At 49.1% G+C, this 14,333-nt stretch carries 12 protein-coding genes; 7 read left to right on the top strand and 5 right to left on the bottom strand.

Annotated features, from left to right (window positions below):
- The 4 genes from QMZ30_RS09460 to QMZ30_RS09445 are packed head-to-tail and all read right to left on the bottom strand — an operon-like array spanning position 1 to position 2,982.
- Positions 1-1,122 carry a CDP-glycerol glycerophosphotransferase family protein gene (locus QMZ30_RS09460; RefSeq protein ID WP_283227165.1) on the bottom strand — a complete coding sequence of 374 codons (1,122 nt, stop codon included), beginning with the start codon at positions 1,120-1,122 and terminating at the stop codon, positions 1-3.
- Positions 1,115-1,510, bottom strand: coding sequence for an FAD synthase family protein (locus tag QMZ30_RS09455; protein WP_283227164.1), 396 nt, complete (start codon positions 1,508-1,510; stop codon positions 1,115-1,117). The genes QMZ30_RS09460 and QMZ30_RS09455 overlap by 8 nt, the downstream gene beginning before the upstream one ends.
- A gap of 33 nt (positions 1,511-1,543) precedes the next feature.
- Positions 1,544-2,209, bottom strand: a complete 666-nt coding sequence (locus tag QMZ30_RS09450; RefSeq protein WP_283227163.1) for an ABC transporter ATP-binding protein — start codon at positions 2,207-2,209, stop codon at positions 1,544-1,546.
- Positions 2,206-2,982, bottom strand: coding sequence for an ABC transporter permease (locus tag QMZ30_RS09445; RefSeq protein WP_283227162.1), 777 nt, complete (start codon positions 2,980-2,982; stop codon positions 2,206-2,208). Before QMZ30_RS09445 ends, QMZ30_RS09450 begins: the two co-directional genes overlap by 4 nt.
- Before the next feature lie 812 nt (positions 2,983-3,794).
- Here QMZ30_RS09445 and speB point away from each other — a divergent pair.
- Positions 3,795-4,715 (top strand): agmatinase, encoded by a 921-nt coding sequence (gene speB, locus QMZ30_RS09440; protein ID WP_034823229.1) that lies wholly within the window; start codon positions 3,795-3,797, stop codon positions 4,713-4,715.
- 951 nt (positions 4,716-5,666) lie between these two features.
- Entirely contained in the window at positions 5,667-6,083 is a 417-nt protein-coding gene (locus tag QMZ30_RS09435; RefSeq protein ID WP_283227161.1) for a YidB family protein, read from the top strand.
- A 193-nt stretch (positions 6,084-6,276) separates the two neighbouring features.
- Here QMZ30_RS09435 and loiP read toward each other — a convergent pair whose 3' ends face one another.
- Complete coding sequence (gene loiP, locus QMZ30_RS09430; protein ID WP_283227160.1) at positions 6,277-7,032, bottom strand: metalloprotease LoiP; 756 nt, start codon at positions 7,030-7,032, stop codon at positions 6,277-6,279.
- A gap of 273 nt (positions 7,033-7,305) precedes the next feature.
- Here loiP and tkt point away from each other — a divergent pair, with 273 nt between their 5' ends.
- The 5 genes from tkt to mscS all read left to right on the top strand — a co-directional run bounded on the left by tkt (position 7,306) and on the right by mscS (position 14,131).
- Complete coding sequence (gene tkt, locus QMZ30_RS09425) at positions 7,306-9,297, top strand: transketolase (protein WP_283227159.1); 1,992 nt, start codon at positions 7,306-7,308, stop codon at positions 9,295-9,297.
- 357 nt (positions 9,298-9,654) lie between these two features.
- Positions 9,655-10,674, top strand: coding sequence for an erythrose-4-phosphate dehydrogenase (gene epd / locus QMZ30_RS09420; protein WP_039331888.1), 1,020 nt, complete (start codon positions 9,655-9,657; stop codon positions 10,672-10,674).
- Between the two features lie 51 nt (positions 10,675-10,725).
- Positions 10,726-11,889 (top strand): phosphoglycerate kinase, encoded by a 1,164-nt coding sequence (gene pgk, locus QMZ30_RS09415; RefSeq protein WP_283227158.1) that lies wholly within the window; start codon positions 10,726-10,728, stop codon positions 11,887-11,889.
- 101 nt (positions 11,890-11,990) lie between these two features.
- Positions 11,991-13,070: a class II fructose-bisphosphate aldolase gene (gene fbaA / locus QMZ30_RS09410; RefSeq protein WP_034823221.1), complete on the top strand. Its 1,080-nt coding sequence runs from the start codon at positions 11,991-11,993 to the stop codon at positions 13,068-13,070.
- Positions 13,071-13,258: 188 nt separating this feature from the next.
- Entirely contained in the window at positions 13,259-14,131 is an 873-nt protein-coding gene (mscS, locus tag QMZ30_RS09405) for a small-conductance mechanosensitive channel MscS (protein WP_283227157.1), read from the top strand.
- Positions 14,132-14,333 lie beyond the last annotated feature (202 nt).

Here is a 14,333-nt window from a genome sequence, read left to right as displayed (position 1 = left end):
TTATGATTCCAGTCTCTTTATCTTGTTTAGCGCTATATTTAGGTTTCTTTTAGTAGCAAGTAATTCTTGGTTCATTTTTCTGATGTATAAGTGTTTTTGTGTTATTTCTTTTTTTTCTTTCCAGAAGGAATTAAGGGAGGAAATTATATTCCCACAAGCATTTTGTGTGTCAGTAAATAATTCATTTCTCATTTCTGAGTAATTTTTTACTAACTCTTCGCTTTTAGATAAAGCATGCTCAACAATTTCGATTAGGTCTGAAGGTTGCTTAACACACAGACCAAATTGTGAGCGCTTAGCAAACTCCAAGCTATGGAAATCTATTTTACCCAAGCCCAGCTTATCATTTAGAGGAATATCCAGCAAGACTATTGGCTTATTGAAATATACAGCATCAAAAATGGCCCCGCTATAATCAGAGATAACCAAATCAGATTTATTGATTAGCTCAAGGACATCATCATTAGCACCATATATTGATATGTTTTCATTACCATCTAAAAGACTTTTCTTCTTCTCAATTAGATCACTGTTATGGTGCAATTTTAGGATAAGATTATATTTTTCAGATAATGAAATTATTCTTTCAATATACAAATCAAGGCTTGATAGCTCGCCCCAAGTGGGAACGTATAGTATAGTTTTCTTTATGTCTTCAGTTTTTTCTGCATTCGTTACAAACTGATAATTTGCCCATTGGTCAAATCTAGGATTCCCTGTGGCCACGCAAGGACAATAGTCCTCGATTTTTTCTCTAGCATAATCTCCATATGCTAAGCATAAATCAGCCAGCGAACGCCATGGACCATAATTATGTGGTTCTTTTGCATAGCCATACTGAATCATTACAATTTTTGTTTTTTTGAAAGTTTCAATTCTAAAGAAGGGTGTTTGGCATATTATTATGTCGAAAATACCATCTAAATCTTGCATCTTGCTCTGCTCCCATATCATCACAGGAGTGGAGTCGTTATCAAAAAATTCCTTATCGAATTCATTAATGTAATTTTTTTTCTTTTCAATTACAAATGTACAGTTATCTATCTTACTTGCCAAATGTTTGATATGAATGAACTGAAATGGATTCCATCCTATGAAGGCAATGCTAGGGATGTTATCCATATTTTTTTATCTCAGCAATAAGTTGTGTTGTAGATACTCCCTCAGTTCTTGGTAAGTAAATAACTTCACATATTTCTTTATAATTATCAAATCGACCTTTCCAATCGTCACCCATAATTAAAATGTCCGCTGAGAATTTTTTTATGTATTCCCCCTTCAAGTCTAAAGATTCTTCTATAAAAACTTCATCAACACATCCCAAAGCGGAAATTATGCTTTTTCTTTCTGATTCTGGATAAACCGGAAATCTCTGTTTTTTTGAAAAATTTAGGGCGTCAGATGATATACCAACAATTAGCCTATCTCCATAAGCCTTAGCTCTCTGCAGGATTTTAATATGACCAATGTGTAAAACATCAAATGTTCCAAAGGTTATGACAGTACGCATTCTTATTCCTTATGATCGTTTTTTAAAGTTTCGTTAATCTTGCTCTGAGTAAAGATACTCATCTATAGCATCATTTACTGACTCATGGACTTTTATACTATTATCTCTTCCTAAATATAATGCGATGTCACAAAATACCCTTAAAGAATTAAGGTTATGAGAAACCATTAAAAAATTAGAATCTGAGAATCGTTCTTTAATGATATTTTCGCATTTTTTTTTGAAGCGTGCATCACCTACAGCTGTGATTTCATCTACCAAATAATAATCAAATTTAAAAGCCATACTTAGACCAAACCCTAAGCGCGATTTCATCCCTGAGGAGTAGGTTTTGATTGGCATGTCAAAATATTTCCCTAATTCGGAGAAACTCTCGACAAATGCGATTTTCTCTCTTAATTCATCCTTCTTAGCATATAGTCTGGAAACAAATTTTACATTTTCTCTGCCAGTTAAACTTCCCTGGAAGCCACCAGAAAGTCCCACCGGCCATGAAATTGTTTTATCTGTAATAATCGAACCACTATCTGGACGGTCAATCCCACCAATCATACGTAGCAATGTTGATTTACCAGCACCGTTACGCCCAATCAATGCCACACTTTTACCACTCGGGATCTCAATATTGAGATCTTTAAAAACATAGTGACGCCCTTGAGGCGTACGGTATGACTTAGTTAGATTTTCGATCTTTATCATGATGTCAGCATTGCCTCTTCACGTGTGCGATACAGAGCCAAGCCGATAAATCCTGTAACCAGTGTGCAGAGTGCCAAATAAGTCAGGCTTACACCTTCACTTACATATCCAGGCATTACTGCCTCACGGCTGAGTTCAACTGCATGAACCAAAGGGTTCCACAACAAATACGGCCAGTAATCTTTTGGAATCGAATGCAGCGGGAACATAATGCAGGAAATGAAATAGAGCGGTTTCAGTAATATCGGCAAGAACTTCTGCGTTTCAGCAAACGTCCTGCCTACCACCATAAAGATCAATCCAATCCCACAGGAAAACAGAATCAGTAAACCCCATGTCGCTACCAGTTGCAGAAGGTTGGCAATTTCAAAGTATTCGCCAGCCATCCAGACTACCAGCATCAGCAAGATATACACCGCTGCATAAATCAATGTTTCCAGTACGGCTCGGGCGATGATGGTGTCGATGGGTTTAACCGGACGGTAATTAAACAGCCCCTGGTTCGCTTCAATCGCACCTACTGAGCGGTTTGTAATATTACTGAAAATAAAGTACGGGATAATGCCGTTCAGCAGAAATACCGGGAACGAGATGTCTGGCATGGTGCGATGCATAATGAAGCCAAATATGCCGAGCAACACCAGCAAGTGTGCAGATGGCTCAAGAATCGCCCAAAAATAGCCCAGGCGAAACTTACCAAATCGGGTGCGTATTTCACGCAAAAACAAAGCCTTAACGGCTGCTTGCTGGACTTCAAATCCACTTCTGGCCATTTCAAAAACTCATTATCATTGGGTTGAATTTGTGCACGCTACCGCCCTTGGCTCAATAGCTACCAATGCGCTGGATACAACGAGGGCGGTGTAGGGGAGAGGGTGGGGTTTTCAAGACGAGAGGGTGTGCTGAATAATTCAGCATGTTTACGCAAATTCAGATTATGAGTTCTGATCAATACGTGGAAATGGTGATGCTAATGCGTTCAATAAGATGCTTTCTTGACGGAATTATTGCACCTGACAGAATCGCCATTCCCTGCTTGTCTGTAAGAATTTCCCTAATTTAGGTGTCGTACGTTACAGAGCATGTCAAAATAATCCTAAACGTTTTACTCTATTAATATTCTGCAAATAATTTGTAAATCCTATTAAACATGCTAATCACATGATTGTTCTCTATCGCATTGATTTTAAGAGTGTTAATGCCGAGATCTTATCTTATTCTTTTGAATCCATACATATTTGCCATCAATTCGGCTAATGAATTTAATAGCGATACAATTCACTATTTTTTACAAAAACTAGTAGTTGCTAGATTCGACACAGCCGATTGCAGATTGCGAGAATCTCCGCGATAATTGCCCACAACAAATCCCTTCCTCGTCGGGCCTAACGACGTGGAGGGGATTTTTTTTGAGTTTTATCTGGCTGCATTCATGTTCCAGATGTGTTGGCTGCTCTCGTTTAGCTCGATCACTGTCTACAGTAAGCACATCGGGTTTCATCTGTTTGCCGCCTTTTTGCAGCATGAATGATTTAAGGTAAAACCTGACTGACTAACCGACTCACGGATCTAAAGAGGACAAGTTATGTATAACACCCTGGGCAATCAGTACGATAACTCCCTGGTTTCCAATGCCTTCGGTTTCATGCGCTTCCCGGTGAACTTCCAGCCTTACGACAGCGATGCTGAGTGGGTGATCACCGGTGTACCTTTCGATGCGGCGACCTCGGGCCGTCCGGGCAGCCGTTTAGGACCCGGCGCGATTCGTCAGATCTCCACTAACCTTGCCTGGGAAGGCTGCCGCTGGCCGTGGGATTTCGATCTGCGTCAGCGTTTGAACGTGGTGGACTGCGGTGATCTGGTTTATGCGTTCGGTGATTCTCAGGATCTCTCAGACAAACTGCAGGCGCACGCTGAGAAGTTGCTGGCGAACGGCAAACGTATGTTGACCTTCGGCGGTGACCACTACGTCACGCTGCCGCTGCTGCGTGCTCACGCCAAGCATTTCGGTAAGATGGCGCTGGTTCACTTTGATGCGCATACCGACACCTACTCTAATGGCCCGACGTTTGACCACGGCACCATGTTCTTCACCGCGCCGAAGGAAGGATTGATCGATCCTAACCACTCAGTGCAGATCGGTATTCGTACCGAGTTTGATAAGAGCCTCGGCTTTAACGTGCTGGATGCGGCGCAGGTTAACGATCGCAGCGTTGACGATATTCTGGCTGAAGTGAAGCGCACCGTGGGTGATTTGCCGGTGTATCTGACCTTTGATATCGACTGCCTCGATCCGGCTCATGCGCCGGGTACTGGTACGCCAGTAATTGGCGGCCTGACCAGCGATAAAGCCACTAAGCTGATTCGTGGTTTGCAGGGCATGAATATTGTGGGAATGGATCTGGTGGAAGTGGCGCCAGGTTACGATCACGCTGACCTGACTTCTCTGGCTGCGGCTACGCTGGCGCTGGATATGCTGCATGTGCAGGCGGCAAATAAAGGTTAAGTGCTCAAGAACTGTCTTTGGGGGCGCCATGGCGCGCCCCTACGAAGTAAAGACCAGCATGAGGATTCAGTGCGGTTTATGGTCAGTAATCGTTATGGATATCGTTGATCGCAGAACGTACCACCAGAATTCCCGTCACAGTTAAAAAGGCGACTGCGCTAATAATGATCGTTGTTAGCATAAGTGGCTCCTGTCAGAGTCTTTGAACCACGCTACATCCTGTTTATGACAGAAATCTTGCTGCTCACGCTAAATCAGAATTATCCATTCAGAATGAGCAAATAGAGGCAAACTTCATTATTCAACTTCATCGCTACGTTTCGGTTTTTCGATCCCCTATGACTGTCTTTCTACTTAGTAGTATCGTCATGAATATGAATGGGTTTATGAAGATATTTAGAATGTGTGATGAGGTGCAAAGGTTTGACTTGCGCGATTAATCTCGCCGCTACAATTCAGTGCGGAGGAGATAAAGAGAGGGAAGGATGAGAGGGAAACTGATGGGGCGTTCCTTTGCCCTCGACGTCCCCGGTTCCTTAATAATCGTCATTGATGTCCTGCGAAGCGGAGCGTATCACCAGATACGCGCCCAGCAGCACAATCGCGATGACGACGGCGATGATGATCAGAATGGTCAGCATAGTATGTGATGCTCCTGTGACTCTCTCTGATGTCGCCTGCTAGCTAGAAAAAACACATTGTAGACCATGCTGAATATGACATGGCCCAGCCTGCTTTGTTCCAACCATTATCACGTTCTGTACATCAACACTTCGACAATTGAATAGTGTCAAATCGTTATCGGCGGTGTGTGGCTATACTTTGGGGCGGTGAGTGAAAATCGCATGCGCTCCGGTTATACACGTTATACACGGGCGCGCCAAGGCACGACCCTACAAAGCACTCAGCTATTTCGTAGGGGAAACAGTTACATAATCTTCGGAGGTCACCATGGGCTTTCTGGATGAATTAGTCGGTTCGCTGGGGAACAGCAACGGTAACGGGCAGGGCAATCAGTTGGGTCAACTGGCAGCTATCTGGACGTGGGTGCAGGAGCAGGGCGGGGTTGAGGTGCTGCTGCAGAAGTTTCAACAGGGTGGGTTGGGTGAAGTGCTGAGTTCATGGATTGGCACAGGCGGCAATCAGCCGGTCGGTGGCGGTGAGATTCAAAATGCCTTTGGCCAGAATGAGCTGCAGTCGTTAGCCGATAAGCTGGGCACCGATGTGAATGGCGCATCGGGTACGCTGGCGGCGCTGTTACCACAGCTGATTGATAAGATGTCGCCACAAGGGCAGTTGGATGAGCAGAGTGTAAATAACAGCCAGATGGATTTGGGATCGATGGTGGACGGGTTGTTTAAGCGGTAACTTTGGGTGGGTGCGGATTGTGGCCCTCATCCTAACCTTCTCCCGCAAGCGGGAGAAGGGACCGTTTTGAGAACGTTGGAGGAGAGGAGCTCCACTTAACCTCCGATATTAAAAACATGTTCTGCTTCCACTCACCGCTCGGACGGCTCCCTCGCCCGCGTGCGGGAGAGGGCTGGGGTGAGGGGAAACCTCATCACTTCCCGTCTTGCGCAATACGGTCGCGGATATGCTGCGCACGTGCGGCGGAATCAGGATGCGAATCAAACATCGAGCTGGTTTGGCCCTGCTGCATTTTCGCCAGCTTCTCGAAACTGGTGGCTAAGCCCAACGGATTGATGCCGCGTTTCTTCATCAGATCGTAAGAGTAGTCATCGGCCTGCGATTCCTGCGTCTGCGAGAACTGCGCGTTAACCAGTTTCTCACTCAGGTCTCCAAGCTGTGACTGTGAAAGCTGGCCAATCACACCACCTACCGATGCCGCGGCGGTACGCGCTGCCGTGGTGGCGTAGGCGACCTGCATCGCTTTGCGCGTGTGGCCTAGCGCCACGTGGCCCATTTCATGGCCGAGCACGCCTTCCACTTCATTATCCGTCATCATATCCATCAATCCGCTGTAGACGCGGATACAGCCGTTCGCCATCGCCCACGCGTTCACATCTTTGGTCAGATAGACTTTGTAGTTGGCCGGAACGCCATTGATGTTATCGCCCAATGCAGCGGCGATTTTGTTCAGGCGCTGCTGGTATTCGCTGTTAGCGGGGGCAACCTGATTGTCTTTGTCCATCTGGGCACAGGACTGGTCGCTCAACTGCTTCACTTGTGAATCATTCAATGTGTAAGCCTGATAAGCCTGCGCGCCCGATTGCAGCAGCGCGTTATTGTCCATCCCTTCGCAGCCGCTCAGCAGCGAAGCGATTCCCACAGCAAGTATGGTGGCTTTGATTTTCATTTAGAGGTCCTTTGCGTAACAAGGTAGAGAAAACAAACACCTGAAATTGAGATCGGTGTTCAAACGCTTTGGTTATAGCCTGCATCTTGTTCACTGGCTAGCAGACAAGCCCCGAATTGCAACCGTTTACCCGCTATTTAGCACGTCGACGCATGTACTTTTGCCCCGATTTTCATGTACATTGATGTGCGACTTTTTTCTCGCTTCGCCTGATAACTGATTAATTACAATAAGTTAAGTGCGGCGGAGCATTAATCCGACCTGGAGTAGAAGATGCCCTCTCGTAAAGAGCTTGCCAACGCCATTCGCGCGTTAAGTATGGATGCAGTACAGAAAGCCAAATCGGGACATCCGGGTGCCCCTATGGGCATGGCGGACATCGCTGAAGTGCTGTGGCGTGATTTCCTGAACCACAATCCGACTAACCCGCTGTGGGCAGATCGTGACCGCTTCGTGCTGTCTAACGGTCATGGCTCCATGCTGATCTATAGCCTGCTGCACCTCACCGGTTACGACCTGCCGATGAGCGAGCTGCAGAACTTCCGTCAGCTGCACTCTAAAACTCCAGGCCACCCGGAATACGGCTACACCGCCGGCGTTGAAACCACCACCGGCCCACTGGGCCAGGGTATCGCTAACGCTGTGGGCTTCGCGATTGCAGAGCGCACGCTGGCTGCACAGTTCAACCGTCCTGGCCATGACATCGTCGATCACAACACCTATGTGTTCATGGGCGACGGCTGCATGATGGAAGGCATCTCACATGAAGTGTGCTCTATCGCCGGTACCCTGAAGCTGGGCAAACTGGTTGCTTTCTATGATGACAACGGCATCTCTATCGACGGTCATGTTGATGGCTGGTTCACCGATGACACTGCGATGCGTTTCGAGTCTTACGGCTGGCACGTGGTGCGTGGCGTAGACGGTCACGATGCAGAAGCGATCAAGAAAGCGGTAGAAGAAGCGAAAGCGGTTACCGACAAACCTTCACTGCTGATGTGCAAAACCATCATCGGTTTCGGTTCACCAAACAAAGCAGGCACCCACGATTCACACGGCGCACCGCTGGGTGATGACGAAATCGCACTGACCCGTAAGCAACTGGGCTGGAACCACGCGCCGTTTGAAATTCCTTCAGACATCTACGCGCAGTGGGATGCCAAAGAAGCTGGCCAGGCAAAAGAATCTGCATGGAATAAGAAGTTTGCCGCGTATGCCGCTGCACATCCTGAACTGGCTGCTGAGTTTACCCGTCGTACTAACAACGAGTTGCCAGCAAACTGGGAAACCGAGTCGCAGAAGTTCATCGAACAGCTGCAGGCTAACCCAGCTAAAATCGCCAGCCGTAAAGCCTCTCAGAATGCTATCGAAGCCTTCGGTAAAATCCTGCCAGAGTACCTGGGTGGATCCGCTGACCTGGCACCAAGCAACCTGACCATGTGGTCTGGCTCTAAGCCGATCAACGAAGATGCTGCCGGTAACTACATCCATTACGGCGTGCGCGAATTCGGTATGACCGCTATTGCGAACGGTATCGCGCTGCACGGTGGTTTCCTGCCGTACACCGCCACCTTCCTGATGTTTGTTGAATACGCGCGTAACGCCGCGCGTATGGCTGCACTGATGAAGATCCGTCAGATCATGGTCTACACCCACGACTCAATCGGTCTGGGCGAAGATGGCCCAACCCACCAGCCGGTTGAGCAGATGGCCAGCCTGCGCGTGACGCCAAACATGAGCCTGTGGCGTCCATGTGACCAGGTTGAATCTGCTGTGGCGTGGAAATACGCGATTGAGCGTGTAGACGGCCCATCAGTGCTGGTGTTCTCGCGTCAGAACCTGGCGCAGCAGGATCGTACTGCTGAGCAGCTGGCTAACGTGGCACGCGGTGGTTATGTGTTGAAAGACAGCGAAGGTACCCCAGAGCTGATCCTGATCGCGACCGGTTCTGAAGTCGAGCTGGCTGTCGCCGCTTACGAGCAACTGACTGGCGAAGGCCGTAAAGTGCGCGTCGTGTCTATGCCATCTACCGATGCCTTCGACAAGCAGGACGCGGCCTACCGTGAGTCTGTGCTGCCGAAAGCGGTTGCTGCACGTGTCGCCATTGAAGCCGGTATCGCCGATTACTGGTTCAAATACACCGGCCTGAACGGCGCTATCGTCGGCATGACCACCTTCGGTGAGTCTGCACCGGCAGAGCTGCTGTTCAAAGAGTTCGGCTTCACCGTAGAGAACGTAGTGAAGACCGCGAAATCGATTCTGTAATCAGTGGTCGCCATGAATGGCGACCATACAGATTCCGATATTGCTAACCGTAGGGTGCGCATTTATGCGCACCTTTATTTTATCCGCCTCTCCCTCTCCCACCTGAAACGCTTCAATTATTCCTGCAGTAATAATTTTTTATCGCGAAATTTGTGACGTAGATCCAATAATCAGCAGCGCAATTGATCGCAATCATTCCTGTTATTCCTTGCATGCTTTATTCTGGCTGAACCGTTTCAGTTGCAATTCGGTGGCATTATTTTGCAACGTTAAGCGGGCAATAATTCCCTGTACAAAACGCAGCGAAACGCTCAAGGTATTTGGCACGTTTTTTTGGGTGTTGTTGCAGGAAGTGAGATGACCATTCGCATCGCAATTAATGGTTTTGGCCGTATCGGACGCAATGTGCTGCGTGCGTTGTATGAAACCGGTCGCCGCGCGGAGATTACCGTGGTGGCCATCAACGAACTGGCGGAAGCCACCGGCATGGCGCATTTGCTGAAGTACGATACCAGCCATGGCCGTTTTGCCTTTGATGTGCGCCAGGAGCGCGATCAACTGTTCGTCGGCGATGACACCATCCGCATTCTGCATCTGGCCGAGATTGATGCGCTGCCGTGGCAGGAATTGAACGTCGATATCGTGCTGGATTGCACCGGTGTCTACGGCAGCCGCGCAGACGGTGAAGCCCATCTGCAAGCGGGCGCGAAGAAAGTGTTGTTCTCGCATCCGGGCGGTAACGATTTGGATGCCACCGTGGTGTTCGGCGTAAACGAACAGGCTCTTAAACAAACTGACCGCATTGTCTCCAACGCATCCTGTACCACCAACTGCATTATCCCGGTGATCAAGTTGCTGGATGACGCCTTCGGCATTGAGTCGGGCACTGTGACCACGATTCACTCGGCGATGCACGACCAACAGGTGATTGACGCCTATCACAGCGATCTGCGTCGTACCCGTGCAGCCAGCCAATCGATCATTCCGGTGGATACGCGTCTTGCTGCTGGCATCACCCGTATTTTTCCGAAATTTAACGATCGTTTTGAAGCCATCGCTGTCCGTGTGCCCACCATCAACGTGACAGCCATTGATTTGAGCGTTTCAGTACGCGAAGCGGTGAAGGCCTGTGAGGTCAATGCGTTGCTGCAAAACGCGTCAGAAGGGGCGTTTCGTGGTATAGTTGACTATACGGAATTACCGTTAGTCTCAGTAGATTTTAACCATGATCCGCACAGTGCCATTGTGGACGGCACACAAACGCGGGTCAGTGGTCACCACCTGATCAAGACCTTGGTCTGGTGTGACAACGAATGGGGCTTTGCTAACCGCATGATCGACACCACGTTAGCAATGGCCGCAAGCGGTTTCAGGTAAGACGCGGACTGCGTCTGGCAAAACTTATGAGAATCAACGAGAGGGTTCACCATGTCTGTAATTAAGATGACCGATCTGGATCTTGCTGGTAAACGTGTTCTGATCCGTGCCGATCTCAACGTGCCAGTAAAAGAAGGGAAAGTGACGTCAGATGCACGTATTCGTGCTTCTCTGCCTACCATCGAAGCGGCGTTGAAACAGGGCGCGAAAGTGATGGTTACCTCTCACCTGGGTCGTCCGACCGAAGGTGAATACAATGAAGAGTTCTCCCTCCTGCCTGTTGTTAACTACCTGAAAGACAAATTGAGCGGCACGACTGTGACCCTGGCCAAAGACTACCTCGACGGCGTTGAAGTCGGCGCGGGTGAGCTGGTGGTGCTGGAAAACGTGCGCTTCAACAAAGGCGAGAAGAAAGACGAAGAGACCCTGTCGAAGAAATATGCCGCCTTGTGCGACGTCTTCGTCATGGATGCCTTCGGTACTGCACACCGCGCGCAGGCTTCTACCCACGGTGTTGGCAAGTTCGCGCCTATCGCGTGTGCCGGTCCGCTGCTGTCAGCTGAGCTGGAAGCGCTGGGTAAAGTGATGAGCAACCCACAGCGCCCACTGGTGGCCGTTGTTGGTGGTTCTAAAGTGTCGACCAAATTCGACGTGCTGCAGTCACTGGTGAAAATCGCGGATACCGTGATCGTCGGTGGCGGTATCGCTAACACCTTCGTGGCTATCGACAACAACGTCGGTAAATCACTGTACGAGCCAGACTTCGTTGAAGCGGCAAAAGGCCTGCGCGATCAGTACGGTATTCCGGTTCCAACCGACTCTCGCGTCGGAACGGAATTCTCTGAAACTGCACCGGCAACCGTGAAAAAGGCTTCCGAAGTAGCAGATAACGAAGAGATTATGGACTTCGGTGACGAAACCGCACTGGCGATGGCAAAACTGCTGAAAGATGCAAAAACCATCCTGTGGAACGGTCCAGTTGGCGTGTTCGAATTCCCGAACTTCCGTAAAGGCACCGAAATCATCGCTAACGCGATTGCAGACAGCGAAGCGTTCTCTGTAGCGGGTGGCGGCGATACTCTGGCAGCGATTGATCTGTTCGGTATCGAAGACAAGATCTCCTACATCTCTACCGGCGGTGGCGCATTCCTCGAATTCGTGGAAGGCAAAAAACTGCCAGCAGTAGCGATGCTGAAAGAGCGCGCTAAGCAGTAATTTTTGGGGGCGGCGCTTCGGCGCCGTCTGAAGGCTTGCCCATCCTGGGCAAAAAATCGACGTCCCTAATGGGATGAACGGTAACGAAACAGGACACAACCATGTCTAAAATTTTTGATTTCGTAAAACCCGGCGTTGTCACTGGTGATGACGTTCAGAAAGTTTTCCAAGTAGCGAAAGAAAACAAATTCGCTCTGCCTGCAGTTAACTGCGTCGGCACGGACTCCATCAACGCGGTACTGGAAGCTGCGGCCAAAGTTAAAGCGCCGGTCATCGTTCAGTTCTCCAATGGTGGTGCTGCCTTCATCGCCGGTAAAGGTTTCAAAACCGATAAGCCACAGGGCGCGGCAATCTTCGGCGCTATCGCCGGTGCGCACCATGTGCATCTGATGGCTGAACAGTACGGCGTGCCAGTGATTCTGCACACCGACCACTGCGCCAAGAAACTGCTGCCGTGGATCGACGGTCTGCTGGATGCCGGTGAAGAGCACTTCAAGAAAACCGGTAAGCCACTGTTCTCTTCTCACATGATTGACCTGTCTGAAGAGTCACTGGAAGAGAACATCGAGATCTCTTCTAAGTACCTGGCGCGCATGGCGAAAATCGACATGACCCTGGAAATCGAACTGGGTTGCACCGGTGGCGAAGAAGACGGCGTGGACAACAGCCACATGGACGCTTCTGCCCTGTACACCCAGCCAGAAGACGTTGATTACGCGTACACTGAGCTGAGCAAAATCAGCCCACGTTTCACCATCGCGGCTTCTTTCGGTAACGTTCACGGCGTGTACAAGCCAGGTAACGTGAAACTGACCCCGACCATCCTGCGTGATTCTCAGGAATACGTGACCAAGAAACACAACCTGCCGCACAACGCGCTGGACTTCGTGTTCCACGGTGGTTCTGGTTCTTCTGCGGCAGAAATCGAAGAGTCTATTGGTTACGGCGTAATCAAGATGAACATCGATACCGATACCCAGTGGGCAACATGGGACGGTATTCTGCAGTACTACAAAAAGAACGAAGACTATCTGCAAGGCCAGCTGGGTAACCCAAATGGCGTAGATAGCCCGAACAAGAAATACTACGACCCACGCGTATGGCTGCGTTCTGCACAGGCTTCAATGGTTGTGCGTCTGGAGCAGGCTTTCAAAGAGCTTAACGCTGTCGACGTGCTGTAATTTTTCCTTACAGTACAAAAAAGGCCCGAAAGGGCCTTTTTTTATGCGTTTAATTCAGAATAGTGAGTAAATTCAGGCCATCTTTGGCGCTTCGTCACATTTTTGTTTACCCTTGTACACGGGAGTGCCGGATTAATTCTGGCCGTTTTTGCATTTTCCTGCGGGAAACTCAACAACAGGGCTAACAAATGGAAGACTTAAATGTCGTTGACGGCATCAATAGTGCCGGCGGCTGGCTGGTACGTAATCAGGCGCTGATTCTGAGCTACGCGGTGAATATCGTTGCCGCAATCATCACCATCATCATCGGTATGTTCATCGCGCGCATTATCTCTAACGCGGTGAATCGTGTACTGCAGGCGCGGCATATTGATGCCACCGTCGCTGACTTTCTCTCTGCACTGGTGCGTTATGGCATCATTGCCTTCACTTTAATTGCCGCCCTGGGGCGCGTCGGGGTGCAAACTGCATCGGTTATTGCTGTGTTGGGTGCCGCCGGTTTGGCCGTGGGTCTGGCACTGCAAGGTTCGCTGTCGAATCTCGCCGCTGGCGTGCTGCTGGTGACCTTCCGTCCGTTTAAAACCGGTGAGTTCGTCGATCTCGGTGGCGTGATGGGTACAGTACAGAACGTGCAGATCTTCTCCACCACCATGAAAAGTGCTGACGGCAAAATCGTTGTAGTGCCAAACGGTAAAATCATTGCCGGTAATATCATCAACTATTCACGCGAACCGATTCGTCGTAATGAGTTCATCATTGGCGTGGCCTACGATGCGGACGTCGATAAGGTGATTGCGCTGTTCCAGGAAGTGGTGGAAGCCGACGAGCGCGTGTTAAAAGATATGGGTATCCAGATCGGTCTGAACGAACTGGCTGCATCATCGCTTAACTTTGTCGTGCGTTGCTGGAGCAAAAGCAGTGACCTGCAGAACGTATACTGGGATCTGATGAAGAACTTCAAGCGCACGCTGGATGCTAACGGCATCGGTATTCCGTACCCGCAGATGGATGTGCATCTGCATCAGGTGAAAAGCGAGCAGCAGGCGGCACGCAGCGAATAGTGCGTCGGGGTTTAACGCTGTAGGTTGTGCGCATGAATGCGCACCCTACAAAAAGCAGCGTTCGCATGAATGCACGCCCTACGAAACAGCGTTCGTGCCATCTAAGGTCGCCATTTATGGCGACCTTATTACTTTCTCTAATGCCCAATTAAATCTTTCAATTTCCTCTAATATCCTCGCGTCACTATACTGCATCGCATTA

Origin of the sequence: Pantoea sp. EA-12 (genome assembly GCF_030053355.1) — a bacterium.
GTDB lineage: Bacteria > Pseudomonadota > Gammaproteobacteria > Enterobacterales > Enterobacteriaceae > Pantoea > Pantoea vagans_C.
The sequence above is the reverse complement of the archived record's forward strand: the minus strand, read 5'-3'. Positions and strand labels throughout refer to the sequence as shown.

Coding starts and splice junctions, on each gene's coding strand:
- QMZ30_RS09450 (WP_283227163.1), bottom strand. CDS start 2,209: ATGATAAAGATCGAAAATCTAACTAAGTCATACCGTACGCCTCAAGGG.
- loiP (WP_283227160.1), bottom strand. CDS start 7,032: ATGAAAATCAAAGCCACCATACTTGCTGTGGGAATCGCTTCGCTGCTG.
- QMZ30_RS09460 (WP_283227165.1), bottom strand. CDS start 1,122: ATGGATAACATCCCTAGCATTGCCTTCATAGGATGGAATCCATTTCAG.
- tkt (WP_283227159.1), top strand. CDS start 7,306: ATGCCCTCTCGTAAAGAGCTTGCCAACGCCATTCGCGCGTTAAGTATG.
- pgk (WP_283227158.1), top strand. CDS start 10,726: ATGTCTGTAATTAAGATGACCGATCTGGATCTTGCTGGTAAACGTGTT.
- mscS (WP_283227157.1), top strand. CDS start 13,259: ATGGAAGACTTAAATGTCGTTGACGGCATCAATAGTGCCGGCGGCTGG.
- speB (WP_034823229.1), top strand. CDS start 3,795: ATGTATAACACCCTGGGCAATCAGTACGATAACTCCCTGGTTTCCAAT.
- fbaA (WP_034823221.1), top strand. CDS start 11,991: ATGTCTAAAATTTTTGATTTCGTAAAACCCGGCGTTGTCACTGGTGAT.
- QMZ30_RS09455 (WP_283227164.1), bottom strand. CDS start 1,510: ATGCGTACTGTCATAACCTTTGGAACATTTGATGTTTTACACATTGGT.
- QMZ30_RS09445 (WP_283227162.1), bottom strand. CDS start 2,982: ATGGCCAGAAGTGGATTTGAAGTCCAGCAAGCAGCCGTTAAGGCTTTG.
- QMZ30_RS09435 (WP_283227161.1), top strand. CDS start 5,667: ATGGGCTTTCTGGATGAATTAGTCGGTTCGCTGGGGAACAGCAACGGT.
- epd (WP_039331888.1), top strand. CDS start 9,655: ATGACCATTCGCATCGCAATTAATGGTTTTGGCCGTATCGGACGCAAT.